Source organism: Leifsonia sp. RAF41 (assembly GCF_052114085.1).
Lineage (GTDB): Bacteria > Actinomycetota > Actinomycetes > Actinomycetales > Microbacteriaceae > Leifsonia.
Genome location: NZ_JBFREB010000001.1, coordinates 2,833,344 through 2,852,642 on the forward strand (window position 1 = coordinate 2,833,344; position 19,299 = coordinate 2,852,642).

Consider the following 19,299-nt stretch of genomic DNA (forward strand, 5'->3'; position numbering starts at 1 on the left):
GACCATGCCGCAGTACGCCATCTTCATCTACTCCGACACCACGGCGGAGCACGACGACGCCGAGCTCGCCGAACACGACCAGCACTCCGCCGACCTCATCAGCTCGGGCGCCCTCACCGCGGCGTATGCGCTCGGCTCCTCATCCACCGCCAAAACGCTGCGCCGTGATGGCATCACCGACGGCCCATACACCGAAAGCAAAGAGATCATCGCGGGCATCGGCATCATCGAGGCGACCGACCTGGATGCGGCACTCGCCCTTGCCCGCCAGAACCCCGCGATGCGACACGGCGCGGGAGTCGAGGTGCGCGAGATCGTCGGCGCCTACACGCGCGGTGACGAGGTCACTGCAGAATGATCTGCTTCGTCTCCGAGCTCTTGATGCCCGAGACGCTGGTCTCCAGGTGGTACGAGGCACCCGCCGCCGGCACCTGTGGCCGGTCCGCCTGACACGTGGACGGGTCAGACCGGGTGCGGTCCCAGGTGATGGGCGCCTGGGACGAGATCGTCTTGCCGGGCTGCAGAAGCACCTCCGCATCCACCTTGTCGCTCTGGCAGTCCGTCGACTTCCAGTACACCTCCGACCCGCTGGTGATCGTGAACACCTGCTGAGCCGTCCCGGCGTCGATCGTGCACGCCGCCGACCCGGTGTTCGTCAAGGCGACGGAAAGCTGCGGAAGTTCACCGGCCGCGTACGTGTCCTTGTCCGTGACCGCCTCGACCTTCACGTCAGCCGGTTTGCACGGCTGCCCGTCGGCCGACGCGCTGCTGGTCGGGATGCTCGTCGCGGCTGGAGCGGGAGTGTTCGTCGACGCGGCTCCCGACTTCGGCGCCGGCTCACCGTTCGACGCGCCGGGGCGAACGACGATGAGGACGATCACGACGACGACAGCGATCACACCGATGAGGACGATGAGCCGGCGGCGCCAATAGACGCTGCTCGGCTGGGGGCCGACCGGATTCTTGAACGTCGACATGACCGCACTATAACCAGCGACACGCCGCCGTAACGGCAGGCGCGCCCGCCGAACGGGTAGCGCTCAGAGACGCTTCAGCATGCGGGTGTTGCCGAGAGTGTTGGGCTTCACCCGCGCGAGATCGAGGAACTCGGCGACGCCCTCGTCGTGCGAGCGTACGAGCTCCGCGTAGAGCTGCGGGTCGACCGTCTCCGCGCCCATGTCGACGAACCCGTTGCGAGCGAAGAAGCCCACCTCGAAGGTCAGGCAGAACAGTCGATCGAGCCCCAGCTCACGCGCGTCCGCCTCCAGCCGGCCCAGCAGCGAACGTCCGACACCCTTGCCGAGCCACTCGTCTGAGACGGCGAGGGTGCGCACTTCCCCCAGGTCGCTCCACATCACATGCAGCGCCCCGCACCCGATGAGGCGGCCATCGGCGTCCTCCGCCACCCGGAACTCCTGCACCGCCTCGTAGAAGGTGACCGTCTCCTTGCCCAGCAGGATGCGACGCTGCACGAGCGGCTCCACCAGCTCCTGGATGCGCTGGACGTCGCCCGTCCGCGCCCGCCGGATGATGAACCCTGGTCCGCTCTCGCTCACCGTTCCACCCTACCGAGTGCGGAAACACAGAACTGCCGGCGCCCATTCGGGCACCGGCAGTTCTGGTGAAGCTGACGCTCAGTCGTTCGCGGCGAGGTCCGGCGTGGCCGGTCCGGTGCCGATCGCGGCGGCGGCGTTGATCCCCGCACCGATCGGCTCCTTGCGGGCCGTCGTCGTGAAGACGAACTCGCCGTCGGCGAAGTCGACGTGGACGTGGTCGCCCGAGTTCAGCTCGCCGTGCAGGATCTTCTCGCTCAGACGGTCCTCGATCTCGTGCTGGACCGCGCGACGCAGCGGGCGGGCGCCGAGTGTCGGGTCGAACCCGACCTCGATCAGCCGCTCCTTCGCCGGGAGCTCCAGCTCGATGGTCATGTCGCGGTCGAGCAGACGGGTCGACAGCCGCTTGATGAACAGGTCGACGATCTGCAGGAGCTCGCTCTTGTCCAGCTGCGGGAAGACGATGATCTCGTCGACACGGTTCAGGAACTCGGGCTTGAAGTTCTTCTTCAGCTCCTCGTAGACCTTCCCGCGCATCCGGTCGTAACCGGTCTGCGAGTCGCCTTCGATCACGAACCCGACCGGACCGCCGGAGATGTCCTTCGTTCCGAGGTTGGTGGTCATGATGATCACGGTGTTCTTGAAGTCGACCACGCGACCCTGACCGTCCGTCAGACGTCCCTCCTCCAGAATCTGGAGCAGCGAGTTGAAGATGTCCGGGTGCGCCTTCTCGATCTCGTCGAACAGCACGACGCTGAACGGCTTGCGGCGGACCTTCTCGGTGAGCTGGCCGCCCTCTTCGAAGCCGACGAATCCGGGAGGGGCACCGAACAGTCGGGAGACCGTGTGCTTCTCGCCGTACTCCGACATGTCGAGCGAGATCATCGCCGACTCGTCGTCGAACAGGAACTCGGCGAGCGCCTTCGCCAGCTCGGTCTTACCGACACCGGTGGGGCCGGCGAAGATGAACGAACCGGACGGACGCTTCGGGTCCTTGAGGCCCGCACGGGTGCGGCGGATGGTCTTGGAGAGCGCCGCGATGGCCTCCTCCTGACCGATGACGCGCTGGTGCAGCGCCTTCTCCATGAAGACGAGTCGAGCCGACTCCTCCTCGGTGAGCTTGAACACCGGGATCCCCGTTGCCTGCGCCAGCACCTCGGCGATGAGTCCCTCATCCACCTCGGCCGTGGTCTTCACGTCGCCCGAGCGCCACTGCTTCTCGAGGCGCAGACGCTCGCCGAGGAGGTTCTTCTCCTCGTCGCGCAGGCTTGCGGCCTTCTCGAAGTCCTGGTCCTCGATCGCGGCCTCCTTCTGGGAGCGGACTCCGGCGATCTTGTCGTCGAACTCGCGCAGCTCCGGCGGCGCCGACAGGATCGACAGGCGCAGGCGGGCGCCGGCCTCGTCGATCAGGTCGATCGCCTTGTCCGGGAGGAAGCGGTCCTGGATGTACCGGTCGGCGAGGTTCGCTGCCGAGACGATCGCACCATCGGTGATGGACACCTTGTGGTGCGCCTCGTAGCGGTCGCGCAGCCCTTTGAGGATGTTGATCGTGTGCGGCAGCGACGGCTCGTTCACCTGGATGGGCTGGAAGCGGCGCTCGAGCGCGGCATCCTTCTCGAAGTGCTTGCGGTACTCGTCGAGCGTGGTCGCGCCGATGGTCTGCAGCTCGCCGCGGGCGAGCAGCGGCTTCAGGATGCTGGCCGCGTCGATCGCGCCCTCAGCGGCACCGGCCCCGACGAGCGTGTGGATCTCGTCGATGAAGGTGATGATGTCGCCGCGGGTGCGGATCTCCTTGGTGACCTTCTTCAGGCGCTCCTCGAAGTCGCCGCGGTAGCGGGAGCCGGCGATGAGCGAGCCGAGGTCGAGCGTGTACAGCTGCTTGTCCTTCAGCGTCTCGGGGACGTCGCCGCGGACGATCGCCTGCGCAAGACCCTCGACGACGGCGGTCTTGCCGACGCCGGGCTCACCGATCAGCACGGGGTTGTTCTTGGAGCGGCGCGACAGGATCTGCATGACGCGCTCGATCTCCTTCTCGCGCCCGATGACCGGGTCGAGCTTGTTGTCGCGCGCGGCCTGCGTGAGGTTGCGGCCGAACTGGTCGAGGATCTGGCTACCGGCCTGCGCGGTCTGCTGATCGTTGCCGCCGACCTGGACCTGCTCCTTGCCCTGGTAACCGGACAGCAGCTGGATCACCTGCTGACGGACGCGGTTGAGGTCGGCTCCCAGCTTCACGAGCACCTGGGCGGCGACGCCCTCGCCCTCGCGGATCAGGCCGAGCAGGATGTGCTCGGTGCCGATGTAGTTGTGGCCGAGCTGCAACGCCTCGCGGAGGCTGAGCTCGAGCACCTTCTTGGCGCGCGGGGTGAAGGGGATGTGGCCGGTCGGCTGCTGCTGGCCCTGGCCGATGATGTCCTGGACCTGCTCGCGGACGGCGTCCAGCGAGATGCCGAGCGACTCGAGCGCCTTCGCGGCGACGCCCTCACCCTCGTGGATCAGGCCGAGCAGGATGTGCTCGGTCCCGATGTAGTTGTGGTTGAGCATCTTGGCCTCTTCCTGGGCCAAGACGACGACACGGCGGGCGCGGTCGGTGAATCTCTCGAACATGTCTACTCCTCGGCGACACCGTTGCAGGTTCGGCGTCGATACAAAGAGAGTAACCACCGCTTCCCCGCCTTCGTGGCCCTGTTCGCCATGGGCGTGACGCGGCTGGCGCGGGCGGGCGGATTGTGCAGGGTCAGCCTTGGCGGGTGGGAAGGGTGAGGGTGGTGTCGGGCATGACCACCTTCACCTCCGCGGTCTTCGTGATGCGCTCAGGAGTACTGAAGACGGTGGTGTGCGGGACGATGTCGTGGGTGCAGATCCCACCGGGTGCGGGCGCGAGCGTGGCCGTGATGGTGTCGTCAGCGGTGGCGGCGACGTTCTGCACTTTCGGCGGGCAGGTCGAGCTGCCGTACAGCACGATGGCGAACTGCGTTCCGTCTTCCAGCCAGGCAGTCCAGGAGGCGCCTCCCGCGCTGCTCGCAGGCGCGTCGACCCCCTTCGGTTCTCCCGCGTAGCCTTCGAGCGGCCTGCTCGGCGCTGTGCTGCACCCGGCGAGGACCGCGACGGTCGCGAGCGCTGCGATGGCGGAGACGAGACGGGGGACGGTCCGGGGCACGGGACCATTCTAGGAAAGGACCGCTGAGAGTGACGAGCCAGACGCCTAGGATGCCGCTATGAGCAACCTCGAGCGCGACCCCGTCGAGGTGGTGGCCACCGATGTGCTCACCGCGGCGAGGGTCGAGATCCTGGAGCCGCGCGATGTGCCGCTCGGCGGACCTCGCGCGATGACCGTGCGCCGCACCCTCCCCCAGCGCCGGCGATCGCTCATCGGCGCCTGGTGCTTCATCGACCATTACGGACCCGACGACGTGTCGTCGACCGGGGGGATGCGCGTTCCGCCGCACCCGCACACCGGCCTGCAGACGGTCAGCTGGCTCTTCGAAGGCGAGATCGACCACCGGGACAGCGTCGGCAGCCACGCCCTGGTGCGCCCCGGCGAACTCAACCTGATGACGGCGGGACGCGGGATCAGCCACTCGGAGGTGTCGACGCCGGGAACGCTGCGCCTGCACGGCGTACAACTGTGGGTCGCGCTGCCCGCGGCATCCCGGAACATCGCCCCGTTCTTCGAGCACCACGCACCCGTGCCGGGACGCATCGGGTCGGCCACCGTGCGGACGTTCGTCGGCGCCCTCGCGGGCAGCGGGACCACCGCGACGGTGTTCTCGCCGCTGGTGGGAGCCGAACTCCTGGTGCCCGGTGGGGCCACGATCGACGTGCCGCTTGACCCGTCTTTCGAACACGGCATCCTGATCGACACGGGGGATGTCACCGTCGACGACGTCGCCGTCCCCGTCTCACACCTCGCCTACCTGCCCCCCGGACGAACGAGCGTGCCAGTGCGGGCCGACTCCGACGCGCGCGTGGTGCTGCTCGGAGGCGAGCCGTTGCGCGAGCAGATCGTGATGTGGTGGAACTTCATCGGGCGCAGCCACGACGATGTGGTCGCATTTCGCGCCGACTGGCAGAGCGAGGTCATCGCCGGAGGCGATCCGAACGGCCGCTTCGGTTCGGTGGACGGGTACGACGGTCCACCCCTCCCGGCGCCGGAGCTTCCGACGGTTCGGCTTCGCCCGCGCGGCTGACTGTTCTCGTCCACAGCTCCGGCCCTTCGCTCCTTCTCCACGGCTTTGCGCTGTCGCGGCCTCGACGCCTCCGAACAGGCGAGCATTGAGTCATGTGCATGCAAAACTCTTGAATCTGCATGCACTGACCATCTACCCTGGACCTATGGGAGTCACCGTGCAAGTAAGAGATCTGGACCCGGCCGTCAACGAGCGACTGAAGGGGGCTGCGGCCGCCAAGGGGCTGTCGTACTCCGAGTTCCTACGGAGAGAGCTCACCCGCGTCGCCGAAAAACTGCGCATCGATGAGCGCTGGAACGAATTGAAGTCGTCTCAGCACCTCGAGGCGAAGCTGCTGGCCGCGAAGGCCGACCTGCGACGGCCGCTGCTCGATGTCTCGACCGAAGAGATCGTCCAGGGCATCCGAGAAGATCGGGACAGCCGATGAAGGCCGCCGTTGTCGACTGCAGCGCATTCGTCGAACTGTTGACGACAGAGGGCCTGATCGCGTTCGAAGACAATGCGGAACTCGCGGACTGCATTCTCGTGGCCCCGCATCTTCTCGATCCGGAGTTCCTCAGTGCTGTGCGCCGTCAAGCGATGGCGCGCCCACAACAGAATTCGGACTGGGAGCGTGTCATTCTGGCGTTCTACCAGCTCGACATAATGCGCATGGAGCATGAGCCGCTCTGGGCAGAGGCATGGCGGTGGCGCGACAACCTCACCGCCTACGACGCCATGTATGTCGCGCTCGCCCACCTGTTGGAGCTTCCCTTGGTGACGGCCGACGAACGGCTTGCCTCCGTGGCGGCACGCTGGTGCGAAGTGCGGCGGGTCAGCGAGCTGCAGGCGGCCTGAGGAGGTTGCTGTTCACTGCAGCGCAGACGTCAGCCGTGCCAGGTTGTCGAGCACGGTGGATCGCAGCGGCTGCTTCATCCACTCGTCGAGCGTGAGCTCACGGCTGTCCTTGCGATAGCCGTCTTCGACCTGTCGCATCTCTTCGACGAAGGAGCGTCCGCGCACCATGAGCGAGACCTCCATATTCAACTGGAAGGAGCGCATGTCCATGTTGCTCGACCCGATGACCGCGACGTCGTCGTCGATGGTGAAGTGCTTCGCATGAAGGATGTACGGAGCCTTGTACATCCAGATCCGCACGCCGGCGCGCAACAGCGCCTCGTAGTACGAACGCTGCGCGTGATAGACGAGGGCCTGGTCGCCGATCTCCGAGACGAACAGGTCGACGGCGATACCGCGCTGAACAGCGGACGTGATCGCCATCAGCATCGACTCGTCCGGGACGAAGTACGGGGAGGTGATGACGATGCGCTCCTGCGCGTAGTACAGCAGCGCAAGGAAGAGCCGGAGATTGTTCTCGCCGGCGAACCCCGGGCCGGAGGGGACGACCTGGGCGTCCAGCTCGTTGTCGTCGATGTCGTCGGTGATCGGCTCGGTCTCGCGGCGAAGCAGCTCGTTCGTCTCGCTGTACCAGTCCGTGATGAAGATGGCGTTCAGACCGGCGACGATCGGGCCCTCGAGCCGGACGATGAGTTCTTTCCACTTGAGCCCGCGCCGGATGTTCGACTTCTTGTTGTAGCTGCGATCGATGATGTTCTGCGAACCCATGAACGCGACGCGACCGTCGACGATGAGCAACTTGCGATGGTTGCGCAGATCGGGTCGCTGATACTTGCCGCGGAAGGGCTGGACCGGGAGCATCAACTGCCACTTGGCGCCCATGGCGGTGAGGCGCTTGAGGGTCCGCTTGTAGTCGGGGGTCCGCAACGAGGCGATGTGGTCGAGCAGCACGCGCACGGTCACCCCGCGCTGCACTGCCTGCTCGAGCTCGTCGAAAAGGGGAGCAGTCGTCTTGTCGAGCGTCAAGATATAGAACTCGATGTGGACGTAGCGGCGAGCCTTGCGGATCTCGTCCGCCATCGCATCCAGCGAACCCTGGTAGTCGCCGTTCAGCGAGGCGCGGTTGCCACCGACCAGCGGCATGGCGCCCAGCTTGCGGTTGAGCTCGACCACTCCCTCGAGCCACGTCGGCCAGGGGTGATCCCGTCGCACCCGCTCGATGCCGTCGGTGCTGTCGATGATGAAGCGGTTGATCTCCTCCTGCTTCTGCCGTCGGCTCTTCGGGAGCTTGTAGCTGCCGATCAGCAGGAAGAACAGGATGCCGATGTACGGGATGAGGAAGATCGCCAGCAGCCACGCGGTCGCGGAGGTCGGCTTGCGATTGCGCGGAACGATGATGACCGCGAGCACACGGATGACGAAGTCGACGAGGAAGGCGAGACCGATGGACAGCGAGACCCAGAAGCCCGTCTCCATCTACACGTCCCTCCGGTGACAGCAGCGGAACGCAGCTGCGCCCTCAGAGATACCGTATCGGACGTCAGAAGCCGCTGCGGATCAGGGCTTGGGGGCGAGACCCCGGCGGGACCGCTCCTCGGCCTCCAGGCGGGTGTACGCCTTGCGCTCATTGCGGTCTGCGCGAACGATCGCGCGCATGATCGCCCAGAACAGCAGACCGACCAGAATGGTCGGCGCGAGAGCCCAGACGATACCGCTGATGACGTCGTTCATAACGCCACCATGGTAACCCGCGGCGGTGGGAACGGCGCTGGGAACGGCGCTGGGAGGCAGCGCACCCTACTTGACCAGCGGGAACAGGATGGTCTCGCGGATGCCGAGACCGGTGAGCGCCATCAGCAGGCGGTCGATGCCCATCCCCATACCGCCCGTCGGCGGCATACCGAACTCGAGCGCGCGCAGGAACTCCTCGTCGAGGCGCATCGCCTCGTTGTCTCCGGCAGCGGCGAGCTTCGCCTGCTCGACGAAACGCTCGCGCTGGACGACCGGGTCGATCAGCTCGGAGTATCCGGTCGCGAGCTCGAAGCCGCGCGTGTACAGGTCCCACTTCTCCACGACGCCATCGCGGGAACGGTGGGAGCGTACCAGCGGGCTGGTGTCCACCGGGAAGTCCATGACGAACGTCGGCCGCACCAGGTCCGTCTTGACGTAGTGCTCCCAGAGCTCTTCGACGTACTTGCCCGCCAACGGGTGCTCGATCTCGATGCCGGCCAGCGCGGCGAGTTCGCGGAGGCGCTCGATGGGGGTCTCCGGCGTGATCTCCTCATCGATCGCCGCAGAAAGGCTGTCGTACATGCGGATGCGGTCCCACTCGCCGCTGAGGTCGTACTCGGTGCCGTCGGCCCAGGTCACGACGTGCGAGCCGGAGATCGCGACCGCCGCATCCTGAATCAGCTTCTGAGTGAGGTCGGCGATGGAGTTGTAGTCGCCGTAGGCCTGATACGCCTCGAGCATCGCGAACTCCGGCGAGTGCGTCGAGTCGGCACCCTCGTTGCGGAAGTTCCGGTTGATCTCGAAGACCCGGTCGATGCCACCGACGACAGCGCGCTTCAGATACAGCTCGGGTGCGATGCGCAGGTACAGGTCTGTGTCGAAGGCGTTCGAGTGGGTCACGAACGGACGCGCCGAGGCGCCGCCGTGCATGACCTGCAGCATCGGGGTCTCGACCTCGACGAAGGCGTCCTCCGCGAAGGTCCGACGCAGGCTCGCGACCGCTGCGGCCCGATCGAGCACCGTCTTCCTGGCCTGATCGCGCGCGATCAGGTCGAGGTAGCGGGCGCGGACGCGGGTTTCCTCGCTCAGCTCGTTGTGCAGGTTCGGCAGCGGGAGCAGCGCCTTCGAGGCGATCTGCCACTCCTGCGCCATCACGGAGAGCTCGCCGCGGCGGCTGGAGATGACCTCGCCCGACACGAACACGTGGTCGCCCAGGTCGACGAGTTCCTTCCAGGCGACGAGCGACTCCTCCCCGACCGCGCCGAGCGACACCATGACCTGGATGCGCGACCCATCACCCGACTGCAGCACGGCGAAGCAGAGCTTGCCCGTGTTGCGCAGGTGGACCACGCGTCCGGCGATTCCGACCACCTCGCCGGAGCTCTCATCGGCCTGCAGGTGCTCCCACTTCGCCCGCACGGCCGGAATGGTCGTGGTCACGGGCACCTGCACGGGATACGCACCGCCCGCAGCGCTCTGCGCCTCGGCGAGCAAGCGGTCGCGCTTGCTCAGGCGGACGGCCTTCTGCTCGCTGACGTCGTCCTCGCCGGTCGGGTCTTCGCCCAGGGCGGCCGCGGTGGTCTGCGCGTCGGTCATCGCTGTCTTTCCGTTCGGGGTGGCGGTGCTGTTCGAGGTGGCGGTGCTGTTCGGGGTGGCGGTGGTGGCCGCCGAGGTCACGTCGTGAGGCGTCTGTTGTCGATCAGCCGGGTCGATCCGACTCGTGCGGCGATCAGCATCAGGGCGGGACCATGGTGGTCGGGCGACGCCTCGCGGAACGAATCCCGGTCGACGATCGCGAGATAGTCCAGCTTAACCGCAGGCTCCGCCTCGATGCGCGCGTGCGCGGCCTCCAGAGCTGCGGCCACGCCGTCAGCGGCCGCATCGGCACCTGCAGCGAGTGCGCGCGAGAGCGTGACCGCGGCGAGCCGGTCGTCCTCCCCGAGGTAGCGATTGCGGCTGGACAGCGCCAGGCCGTCTTCTTCGCGCACCGTGTCGACGACGGCGATCGTGACCGGGAGGTTGAGGTCGTCGACCATGCGGCCGATGACGTGAACCTGCTGGGCGTCCTTCTGGCCGAACACGGCGATATCGGGCTGAACGATGTTGAAGAGCTTGCTCACGACCGTGAGCACGCCGTCGAAGTGGCCGGGACGCGACGCACCCTCGAAGAGGCTGCCGGACTCCCCGGCCGAGACGCGGGTCTGGGACGGGCCGGCGGGGTACATCTCCGCCGCGCTCGGCGCGAAGACGACATCCGCAAGACCCTCGAGCGCCGCAACGTCGGAATTCAGGGTGCGCGGGTAGCGATCCAGATCCTCTCCGGGACCGAACTGCAGCGGATTCACGAAGATCGACACCACGACGAAGCCCCCGAGATCCCGCGCACGCGAAACGAGACGCACGTGACCGTCATGCAGCGCGCCCATCGTCGGCACCAGCACGACTCGGCCAACCGGCGCGTCCGCCGGGCCGTCCTGCCGCGCGGCGCGACGCGCTTCGGCGACCCGTGCTCGCAACTCGGCGATGGTGGTGATGATCTCTGGCATGCGCGTCCCTCCGGCCGGGGGTGACCGGCCGGAACCAGGCTACTCGCCGCGGAGGAACCAGCCGCGACCGTCGTCGTGGGGTCCGCCGTCCCCTGGGCGCGCATCGGACTGACCGTCCTTGAGCGCGTCCAGGACCTCCTCGACACCCAGCCGGGTGGGCGCTCCGGCCCGGGTGAGCGCGTTGTCGACGGCGGAGCGGATGAGCGAGCTGAGGAACGAGCCCGGGTTCTCGACGCCGATGCTGTGCAGCAGGCCGGTCGACTGATCGACGATCGAGCGGGAGAACGATGTGGCCGTCGCAATGGCCTCCGCGTACGCCGGCCGGTCCGCCTCAGCGACCACGACCGGCTCGCCGCCCATCTCGACCACCAGCGCCTGGGCGATCGGCAGCATCGCGGCGGGGGCGGTCACGGCGAAGTAGCTCTCGGCGAGGCGGGTGAGGTCGAGGCTCGTGCCCGTGAACTCCAGCGCCGGATGCACGGCGAGCGGAATGGCGCCGGCGGCAGCAGCGGGGGCGAGGACGTCGATGCCGAACCCGGGAGCCGTATGCAGCACGATCTGTCCGGGCTGCCAGGTCCCGGTCGCCGCGAGACCCGCGACCAACGTGGGGAGCTCGGCGTCCGGTACCGCGAGGATGACGAGCTCGCTCCGCTCGACGACGGTGGGCACGTCGAGGATGGGGACGTAGGGCAGCATCCCCTGCGCGCGCTCACGGCTCGACTCGGAGACGGCGGAGATCCCGACGATCGCATGGCCGGCGCCGGCGAGCGCGAGACCCAGCACCGGGCCGACGCGGCCGGCGCCCACGATTCCCAGCCCCAGCCGTCCGGAGCGCTGCGAGGGAGGCCGTGCGGACGGGAGCATCAGGGTTCCTCCTGGTTGCGGGGTGGAGCGGGGGCGGCGTGGTCGGGTCCGACTGCGGGAGCCGGCGCCGCAGCCCCCTGCGACCTGCGCTCCCCGACATGGCTGCCCCAGCGGTGGCTGCGGTCGGCGGCCGCGGCGGCAACGGCTCGCGCCGACACCTCCTCGAACAGCCGGACCCCGGTCGGCGCATCGATCGCCGCGAGGCGCGGTCGGACAGGCCCGGAGACAGTGTGGAAGCGGGCCTCGGCGAGCCGGAGCGCCGCATCCACCGGCCCCTGCTGCAGTTCGAGGCTCTGCAACCGGGCCAGCGGGACGATGGCGAGGCTCCGCCAGACGACCCCACGCCGCAGCAGGATGGCGTCGTCGACAACCATGTATCCGGTGCGCTGCCACGAGAACGGGCGGATCCAGGCCCCCCGGCGCGGGCTGCCGGTGAAGTCGTCGCGCCCGCGGGACACCATCCCGGCCTCGATAAGGGCCCGGTGCTCCTCCGTCGCGAACCACGGCAGAACAAGCGACAGCACCCGGGAGACATCCGCCGCGTCGCCCACCGGGAGCATTGTCGTGTTGGGCTGGCCGGCGGCGCCCTTCTCGCGGGAATGCCCGGCCGTGTCGATCCGGATCTGCCACCACCCGAACGGCCGCCACAAGAGCGGCTGCAGCACCTCGACGGCATGGATGCGCCCGGGCGGCAGGGTCTCGTTGCTGGTGCTGAGCAGGCCGAAGCCCACCCGCACTCCGTCCGCCGTCCCGGCGATGGAATACCGGAGCGATTTCGTGAACCGGTTGATGTAGAAGCTCGCCGAGCCGATCAGTCCCGGGAGCACGACGATCAGGAGCCACAACTCCCCGCTCGAGGCGCCCCAGATCAGGAACGCGACGACGACGAGGAGGAACACGGTGAACCCGCTGAGCAGCAACGATCCCAGGAGTCGGAGCGGCGGGATCTTCACCACGGATGCCGGCGGTGCGGCGTTCGGGTCGAGTTCGGGCGCGAGGAACTCGTTCACCCGCCGACCGACGAGGTCGCCGACGGCTGCGGTGCGGGAGGCGGTTCCCGGTGCACCGACGGCCGCGACCGCCCCGGAAGCCTCCGCCGCCGCCTCCGCGGCCCGCACCCCGGACGCGAGCCGCAGCACGTCGCCGCGCAGCCCGTCGGCCAGGGTCGACCCGAGGTACGCGAGCTGCACGTTCGCGTCATGACCGGCGACCGAGATGTCCAGCTTCGCGGCGCCGAAGAGCCGGGCGATCACGGGACGGACGATGTTGATGCCCTGGATACGGTCCAGCCGCGCCTTCCGCTGCGTACGGAACAGGATGCCGCTCCGCACCTCCACCGCGTCGCCCGTGATCCGGAAGCTGTGCATCCGCCACGACAGGTAGAAGGCGCCCAGGCAGAGCAGCAGCACCACCGCGAGCCCGAGCAGAGCCCAGCCCTCCCAGCCGTGGTCGTAGATGGCGTCCAGGGGGTCGCCGGTGTACTCGGGGGCGCCGACGAAGAAGCCGATCAGGCGCTCCCGCAGGTTGGAGAGCACGAACCCGAACACGGCGATGAAGACGATGCCGCCGCGCAGCAGAGGGGTCGCTGGGTGCAGCCGGTGCCACTCGCCGTCCGTGTACCGTTCGGCCGCGCGCTCCGCCTGCGACAGCGTGGACGCGGACCCGGTCCCGCGGGTGTGCGGCGCGCTCACAGCCCCGCCCGCCTGCTCTCCGCCAGCTCGACCAGCCGGTCGCGCAACTCTGCCGCTTCCGGCTCGGGCAGCCCCGGCACCATGACACCGGTGGAGGCGGCCGCCGTGACGAACTTGAGGTCCGCCAGCCCGAGCATCCGGCTGACCGGACCACGGTTGATGTCGATGAGCTGCATCCGTCCGTAGGGGACGGAGACGAAGCGCTGGAACATGATGCCGCGGCGGAACAGCAGGTCGTCGTCCCGCAGACGGTAGCCGATGGACCGCGCACGACGCGGTGCGATCACCAGGGCGAAGACGCTCACGACGACGACGGCCGCCAGCACCACCCACCCGAAGGTCCACCCGCCGACCAGCCACAGGAAGACGCTCGCGGCGGACAGCACCAGGCCGGTGATCACGGTGCTCGCGATGACCACGACAACGTATTTCGGTGAGACCCGGCGCCACTCGCCGACGTTGAGGTCAATCCGTGGGGACATGGACGTTCTCCGTACGCTCGTCGTCGTCGTCACCGGGCGGGAGGGTGCAGAACAGCTCCGCGAGCAGACCGGCCACGAGCAGGATCACGGCTCCGGCGGTCGCGAGCGCGGTCAGGAGGATGGCGTTGCCGGCGGGCAGCACATCCCGCGTCAGGAGGTACGCGCCGATGCCGATTCCGGCACCCACCAGCAGAGCGCCGCTGAGGCTGCACGCCTTCGCCAGCACGACGATGCGCGTCGCCTGGAACGGGTCGATGCGCCGCACGCTGCGTCCGCGGACGGCGCGACGGATGGGCAGGGCGAACGCCACGACGATGACAGCAACCGCCAGCAATGTGATCGGAAGCGTGAGCGGCGGGATGAAGACGGCCGCGCCCATGCTGGACGTGGCGAGTTCCGCCAGGAAGCCGATGACGAGGCCGGCGATTCCCAGGCCGATCAGGGAGGTGGGGCGCGTGCGATTCACGAGCGTTCCTCCCAGAGCCGGACGGGGTCGGTCGCCCGAGCCGCGAGTTCTGCCACAGTGCCGCGACCGGCGAGCCGCGCGTTCGGGTCGACCTCAAGCCAGGGAACGAGCACGAAGGCGCGCTCGTGGGCCCGTGGATGCGGCAGCACGATGCGCGGATCGTCGTCCGACACGATTCCGTCGAAGTCGACGATGTCGATATCGATCGTGCGGTCACCCCAGTGCTCATCGCGGACGCGACCCAGCCGGTCCTCGACCTCGTTCACAGCGGCGAGCAGCCCGAGCGGCTCGAGCAGAGTACGGACCAGCGCGACGGCGTTGAGGTAGGCGGGCGCCTCGTCGTCGATCCCGTCCGGCTTCAGTGCGGGCGTCTCGTAGAGCCGCGACACGGACTGGATGTCGATGCCCGGTTCCGTGCGCAACGCATCCACCGCCGACCGGATGGTCGCGGCGCGGTCGCCGAGGTTGCTGCCGAACGCGAGAACGGCGGGGACGCCCACCCGCATCCGGACCGGCTTGCCGATCGGCGCCGCGTTCATGACCGGCCCCGGGTGATGCGCACGGCGACGTCGCTGAACGGCACGCTGATCGGCGCCTGCGGCTTGTGCACGGTCACCTCTACGGCGTCGACGGGCTCATGCGCCAGCACGGTCGCCGCGACGCGCTCGGCGACGGTCTCGATGAGGTCGACCGGGTCACGTTCGACCGCGGCCACCACCTCCTCGGCCAACTCGCCGTAGTGGACGGTCGCGGCGAGGTCGTCGCCCGCCGCCGCGCGCGACAGGTCGAGCCACGCCGTCACGTCGACGACGAAGTCTTGACCCTCCGCCCGCTCGAAGTCGAAGACACCGTGATTGGCGCGTACGCGCAACCCGGTCAGGACGATCGAATCGGTCGGCCGCGAGTGGATGTTACTCATCGCGTCCAGCTTGCCACGACCGCACCACGTCCAGGGCGATCCGCGTCGACGGCACGTCGTGGACACGGACCGCCCACGCTCCGGCCTGCGACGCCAGCGCGGAGATCACCGCGGTCGGGGCGTCGCGGTCCTCTGCAGGCGCACCATCCGGGAGCAGCGCGCCGAGGAACCGCTTGCGGGATGCCCCGATCAGCACCGGGTAGCCTAGCGTCTCGATCTCGTGCAGGCCCGCCAGCACCTGCCAGTTGTGGCGGGCGTTCTTCGAGAAGCCGATTCCCGGATCCAGGATGAGCTTGGACGGGTCGACACCCCGCTGCAGAAGGTCGGTGACCCGTGCCGACAGCTCCGCGCGCACCTCGGCCACCGTGTGCTCGTAGACCGCCCGCGAATCGGCAGCGTCGAGCCGGCCCCGCCAGTGCATCACGACGTACTGCGACCCCGAATCCAGCACCGCATCCGGCATCCCCGGATCGGCCAGTCCGCCGGACACGTCGTTGATGATCGCCGCCCCGGCCTCCACGGCGGCGCGGGCGGTGGATGCGTTGAGGGTGTCCACGCTCACGGTTACGCCGCGCGCCGCGAGCTCGCGGATGACCGGGACGACCCGGCTCTGCTCCTCGGCCGGGTCGACGCGCACAGCGCCGGGGCGCGTGGACTCGCCGCCCACGTCGACCAGGTCGGCGCCCTGGGCGACCAGTTCGAGACCGTGCTCGATCGCCGCTTCGGGCTCGAGCCAGAGCCCGCCGTCGCTGAACGAGTCCGGCGTCACGTTGAGGACGCCCATGATCAGGGTCACTCGGTGCCACGTCCGATCAGCGCCATCAGCTCGGCGCGGGTGGTCGGGTCGGTGTAGGCGCCGCGGGCGGCCACCGTCACCGTCGAGCTGCGAGTCTGACGCGGGCCGCGTGTGGTCACGCAGGCATGCGATGCGTCGAGGACGACCAGCACGCCGCGTGCAGCGGCTCCCTGCTCGATCGTGTCGGCGATCTGCTCGGTCAGCCGCTCCTGGATCTGCGGCCGAGCGGCGAGGGTCTCGATGATGCGCGGGATGCGGCCCAGCCCGATCACCGTGTCCCCCGGCAGGTACGCCACATGGGCGACCCCGAGGAACGGCAGGAGGTGGTGCTCGCACACGGAGCGGAACTCGATGTCGCGCAGCAGCACGGTCTCTGCCTGCCGGCCCTCCTCCAGAGGGACGGGCTCGCCGAGATCGTCAGCGGCGTCCCGGCCGACGCCGGCGAAGAACTCGGCGTACGCGTCGGCTACGCGCGACGGGGTGCTCGTCAGCCCCGGGCGCGCCGGATCCTCGCCGATGGCGGCGAGGATCTCGGCGACGGCCGCTTCGATGCGCGGACGATCGAATCCGGTCATGCGCGCGGCGGCCCTAGGCGGTGGCCGGCCGCGGCTTGATGACCGGCGCGCGCTTCGGCTTCGCGCTCGGCGGCTCGGAGTCGACCCCGCCGTCCACCGCGCCTGCGTCGATCGGGGCCTTCGGGAACGGGATGGGCGGAACGTCCGAGATCGGCCGCTTGTCACTGGAGAGCCACTGCGGGCGCTCCGGAAGCTTCTTCACGTCGACGAAGATCTCGGCGATCTGGTTGTGGTCGAGCGTCTCGTGCTCGAGCAGCTGCGCGGCGAGGCGGTCGAGGACGGCCCGGTTGTCGTTGAGCACTTCCCAGGCCTCGTCGTGCGCCTTCTCGATGAGCTCGCGCACTTCGGCGTCGACGCGCTCGGCGATCCGCTCCGAGTAGTCGCGCTGGTGGCCCATGTCGCGGCCGAGGAACATCTCCCCGTTCGCCTGGCCCAGCTTGACCGAGCCGATGTCGGCGCTCATGCCGTACTCGGTGACCATCTTGCGGGCGATGGAGGTCGCCTTCTCGATGTCGTTCGAGGCACCGGTGGTCGGGTCGTGGAAGACGATCTCTTCCGCGACGCGGCCGCCCATGGCGTAGGCCAGCTGGTCGAGCAGTTCGTTGCGCGTGATCGAGTATTTGTCTTCCAGCGGCATCACCATCGTGTAGCCGAGGGCACGGCCGCGCGGCAGGATGGTGATCTTGGTGACCGGGTCGGTGTGGCGCATCGCCGCGGCAGCGAGAGCGTGACCGCCCTCGTGGTACGCCGTGATCAGCTTCTCCTGGTCCTTCATGACCCTGGTGCGCTTCTGTGGACCCGCGATCACGCGGTCGACGGCCTCGTCGAGGGCGCGGTTGTCGATCAGCTGAGCATTCGATCGCGCGGTGAGCAAAGCGGCCTCATTGAGGACGTTCGCCAGGTCGGCACCGGTGAAACCGGGCGTCTTCCGGGCGAGGACCTCGAGGTCGACGGATGCCGCGAGCGGCTTGCCCCGGCCGTGCACTTCGAGGATCTTCTTGCGGCCGAGCATGTCGGGCGCATCCACGCCGATCTGACGGTCGAAGCGGCCCGGGCGCAGCAGCGCGGGGTCGAGGATGTCGGGACGGTTGGTCGCCGCGATCAGAATCACGTTGGTCTTCGGGTCGAAGCCGTCCATCTCCACCAGGAGCTGGTTCAGCGTTTGCTCGCGCTCGTCGTGTCCGCCGCCGAGACCGGCACCACGGTGACGTCCGACCGCGTCGATCTCGTCGATGAAGATGATGGCGGGAGAGTTCTCCTTCGCCTGCTGGAACAGGTCGCGGACGCGGCTCGCGCCGACACCGACGAACATCTCGACGAAGTCCGAACCGGAGATCGAGTAGAACGGCACGCCGGCCTCACCCGCGACAGCGCGGGCCAGAAGCGTCTTGCCGGTTCCGGGAGGGCCGTACAGCAGCACACCCTTCGGGATGCGGGCGCCGACCGCCTGGAACTTGGCCGGCTCCTTCAAGAAGTCCTTGATCTCTTCCAGCTCTTCGATGGCCTCGTCGGAGCCCGCGACGTCATCGAAGGTGACCTTCGGGGTCTCCTTCGTGACGAGCTTCGCCCGCGACTTGCCGAACTGCATGACCTTGTTGCCGCCGCCCTGCATGCCGGAGATCATGATCCAGAAGAACACGCCGATCAGCAGCGCCGGGATGAGGAAGCCGAGGATGTTGACGAACCAGTTCGGCTGCGGGACCTCGTCGTCGTAGCCCTTGGGGAGGTTGGCGTCGTCGACCGCCTTCACCACATCCTGGCCACGCGGGGTGACGTAGTAGAACTGCACCTGGTCGCCCAGGTTGCCGTCCGGCTCCTTGAGCGTCAGATCGACGCGGTTCTCACCGTCGACGATCTTCGCGCTCGACACCTTGTCTTGCGAGAGGTATTCCAGACCCTTCTGGGTGGAAACACTCTTGAAGCCGGACATGGTGATCAGGCTGGAGCCGATCCATACCGCGATGATCGCGAGCACGACGTACAGGATCGGGCCGCGGAAGATCTTCTTGACGTTCATGGTGCGACCACAGTACCGCCTGGGCGCTGTGGGCCGCCTGCGTGTTCGCTCTGGGCGGCCTCCACGACGGATGGCCGCTCAGCTGTAGACGGCGGGGGCCAGAATCCCGACGCCGCGGAGCGTGCGGTAGCGCTCGTCGTAGTCGAGCCCATAGCCGACGACGAACTGGTTCGGAATGTCGAACCCGACGTACTTGACGTCGATCTCGACGCGCGCCGCATCGGGCTTCCGCAGGAGGGTGAAGACCTCGATCGACTCGGGACCGCGGCTGCGGAGGTTCGAGAGGAGCCACGACAGGGTGAGGCCCGAGTCGATGATGTCCTCGACGATGAGCACGGTCTTGCCGCTGAGGTCGGTGTCCAGGTCTTTCAGGATGCGGACGACGCCGCTCGACTGCGTTCCGCTGCCGTAGGAGCTGACGGCCATCCAATCCATGGTCACGGGGATGCGCAGCTCGCGCGACAGGTCGGCCATCACCATGACCGCGCCCTTCAGGACGCCGATCAGCAGGACGTCTTTACCCGCGTAATGGCCCTCCACCTCGCGGGCCAGCTCGGCGATGCGGGAGCGGATCTGCTCCTCGGTGATCAGAATCTCGGTCAGGTCGTTCTCGACGTCCGTGAGCTCCATGAGGA

At 68.2% G+C, this 19,299-nt stretch carries 22 protein-coding genes; 4 read left to right on the forward strand and 18 right to left on the reverse strand.

Annotation, left to right across the window (positions count from 1 at the left end; translation table 11 throughout):
* Positions 1-4: 4 nt before the first annotated feature.
* Positions 5-358 carry a YciI family protein gene (locus AB4Y74_RS13755; protein ID WP_441799621.1) on the forward strand — a complete coding sequence of 118 codons (354 nt, stop codon included), beginning with the start codon at positions 5-7 and terminating at the stop codon, positions 356-358.
* On the opposite strand, the gene AB4Y74_RS13760 is transcribed toward AB4Y74_RS13755, so the two are convergent.
* The 4 genes from AB4Y74_RS13760 to AB4Y74_RS13775 all read right to left on the reverse strand — a co-directional run bounded on the left by AB4Y74_RS13760 (position 345) and on the right by AB4Y74_RS13775 (position 4,710).
* The gene (locus AB4Y74_RS13760; RefSeq protein WP_441799622.1) at positions 345-977 is read right to left on the reverse strand and encodes a hypothetical protein; all 633 of its coding nucleotides are present in this window, start codon (positions 975-977) and stop codon (positions 345-347) included. The two genes, AB4Y74_RS13755 and AB4Y74_RS13760, sit on opposite strands and share 14 nt — an antisense overlap.
* Before the next feature lie 63 nt (positions 978-1,040).
* Entirely contained in the window at positions 1,041-1,556 is a 516-nt protein-coding gene (locus tag AB4Y74_RS13765; protein ID WP_441799623.1) for an amino-acid N-acetyltransferase, read from the reverse strand.
* Between the two features lie 78 nt (positions 1,557-1,634).
* Positions 1,635-4,157, reverse strand: coding sequence for an ATP-dependent Clp protease ATP-binding subunit (locus AB4Y74_RS13770; RefSeq protein ID WP_441799624.1), 2,523 nt, complete (start codon positions 4,155-4,157; stop codon positions 1,635-1,637).
* A 130-nt stretch (positions 4,158-4,287) separates the two neighbouring features.
* Entirely contained in the window at positions 4,288-4,710 is a 423-nt protein-coding gene (locus tag AB4Y74_RS13775; RefSeq protein WP_441799625.1) for a hypothetical protein, read from the reverse strand.
* Positions 4,711-4,768: 58 nt separating this feature from the next.
* Here AB4Y74_RS13775 and AB4Y74_RS13780 point away from each other — a divergent pair, with 58 nt between their 5' ends.
* The 3 genes from AB4Y74_RS13780 to AB4Y74_RS13790 all read left to right on the forward strand — a co-directional run bounded on the left by AB4Y74_RS13780 (position 4,769) and on the right by AB4Y74_RS13790 (position 6,577).
* Positions 4,769-5,740, forward strand: coding sequence for a pirin family protein (locus AB4Y74_RS13780; protein ID WP_441799626.1), 972 nt, complete (start codon positions 4,769-4,771; stop codon positions 5,738-5,740).
* Positions 5,741-5,885: 145 nt separating this feature from the next.
* Positions 5,886-6,167, forward strand: coding sequence for a FitA-like ribbon-helix-helix domain-containing protein (locus AB4Y74_RS13785; RefSeq protein ID WP_441799627.1), 282 nt, complete (start codon positions 5,886-5,888; stop codon positions 6,165-6,167).
* On the forward strand, positions 6,164-6,577 hold the full coding sequence (locus AB4Y74_RS13790; protein ID WP_441799628.1) for a type II toxin-antitoxin system VapC family toxin: 414 nt from the start codon (positions 6,164-6,166) through the stop codon (positions 6,575-6,577). Before AB4Y74_RS13785 ends, AB4Y74_RS13790 begins: the two co-directional genes overlap by 4 nt.
* Before the next feature lie 12 nt (positions 6,578-6,589).
* Here AB4Y74_RS13790 and cls read toward each other — a convergent pair whose 3' ends face one another.
* The 14 genes from cls to hpt all read right to left on the reverse strand — a co-directional run bounded on the left by cls (position 6,590) and on the right by hpt (position 19,294).
* Positions 6,590-8,053: a cardiolipin synthase gene (gene cls, locus AB4Y74_RS13795; protein ID WP_441799629.1), complete on the reverse strand. Its 1,464-nt coding sequence runs from the start codon at positions 8,051-8,053 to the stop codon at positions 6,590-6,592.
* 81 nt (positions 8,054-8,134) lie between these two features.
* Positions 8,135-8,308: a hypothetical protein gene (locus AB4Y74_RS13800; protein ID WP_441799630.1), complete on the reverse strand. Its 174-nt coding sequence runs from the start codon at positions 8,306-8,308 to the stop codon at positions 8,135-8,137.
* 66 nt (positions 8,309-8,374) lie between these two features.
* Positions 8,375-9,904 (reverse strand): lysine--tRNA ligase, encoded by a 1,530-nt coding sequence (gene lysS, locus AB4Y74_RS13805; RefSeq protein WP_441800458.1) that lies wholly within the window; start codon positions 9,902-9,904, stop codon positions 8,375-8,377.
* 77 nt (positions 9,905-9,981) lie between these two features.
* Positions 9,982-10,854 (reverse strand): pantoate--beta-alanine ligase, encoded by an 873-nt coding sequence (panC, locus tag AB4Y74_RS13810; protein WP_441799631.1) that lies wholly within the window; start codon positions 10,852-10,854, stop codon positions 9,982-9,984.
* Between the two features lie 39 nt (positions 10,855-10,893).
* Positions 10,894-11,718: a Rossmann-like and DUF2520 domain-containing protein gene (locus AB4Y74_RS13815; protein WP_441799632.1), complete on the reverse strand. Its 825-nt coding sequence runs from the start codon at positions 11,716-11,718 to the stop codon at positions 10,894-10,896.
* On the reverse strand, positions 11,718-13,409 hold the full coding sequence (locus tag AB4Y74_RS13820) for a PH domain-containing protein (RefSeq protein ID WP_441799633.1): 1,692 nt from the start codon (positions 13,407-13,409) through the stop codon (positions 11,718-11,720). Before AB4Y74_RS13820 ends, AB4Y74_RS13815 begins: the two co-directional genes overlap by 1 nt.
* Positions 13,406-13,891: a PH domain-containing protein gene (locus tag AB4Y74_RS13825; RefSeq protein WP_441799634.1), complete on the reverse strand. Its 486-nt coding sequence runs from the start codon at positions 13,889-13,891 to the stop codon at positions 13,406-13,408. Before AB4Y74_RS13825 ends, AB4Y74_RS13820 begins: the two co-directional genes overlap by 4 nt.
* Positions 13,875-14,357 carry a DUF3180 domain-containing protein gene (locus tag AB4Y74_RS13830; RefSeq protein ID WP_441799635.1) on the reverse strand — a complete coding sequence of 161 codons (483 nt, stop codon included), beginning with the start codon at positions 14,355-14,357 and terminating at the stop codon, positions 13,875-13,877. The genes AB4Y74_RS13825 and AB4Y74_RS13830 overlap by 17 nt, the downstream gene beginning before the upstream one ends.
* Positions 14,354-14,896, reverse strand: a complete 543-nt coding sequence (gene folK / locus AB4Y74_RS13835) for a 2-amino-4-hydroxy-6-hydroxymethyldihydropteridine diphosphokinase (RefSeq protein WP_441799636.1) — start codon at positions 14,894-14,896, stop codon at positions 14,354-14,356. Before folK ends, AB4Y74_RS13830 begins: the two co-directional genes overlap by 4 nt.
* Positions 14,893-15,276 (reverse strand): dihydroneopterin aldolase, encoded by a 384-nt coding sequence (folB, locus tag AB4Y74_RS13840; RefSeq protein ID WP_441799637.1) that lies wholly within the window; start codon positions 15,274-15,276, stop codon positions 14,893-14,895. The genes folK and folB overlap by 4 nt, the downstream gene beginning before the upstream one ends.
* On the reverse strand, positions 15,269-16,072 hold the full coding sequence (gene folP, locus AB4Y74_RS13845; protein WP_441799638.1) for a dihydropteroate synthase: 804 nt from the start codon (positions 16,070-16,072) through the stop codon (positions 15,269-15,271). Before folP ends, folB begins: the two co-directional genes overlap by 8 nt.
* A complete protein-coding gene (gene folE / locus AB4Y74_RS13850) occupies positions 16,069-16,647 on the reverse strand; it encodes a GTP cyclohydrolase I FolE (protein WP_441799639.1) in 579 nt (192 codons plus the stop codon). The genes folP and folE overlap by 4 nt, the downstream gene beginning before the upstream one ends.
* A gap of 13 nt (positions 16,648-16,660) precedes the next feature.
* The gene (gene ftsH / locus AB4Y74_RS13855) at positions 16,661-18,664 is read right to left on the reverse strand and encodes an ATP-dependent zinc metalloprotease FtsH (RefSeq protein ID WP_441799640.1); all 2,004 of its coding nucleotides are present in this window, start codon (positions 18,662-18,664) and stop codon (positions 16,661-16,663) included.
* A gap of 78 nt (positions 18,665-18,742) precedes the next feature.
* On the reverse strand, positions 18,743-19,294 hold the full coding sequence (hpt, locus tag AB4Y74_RS13860; RefSeq protein ID WP_441799641.1) for a hypoxanthine phosphoribosyltransferase: 552 nt from the start codon (positions 19,292-19,294) through the stop codon (positions 18,743-18,745).
* Between the last annotated feature and the right edge of the window lie 5 nt (positions 19,295-19,299).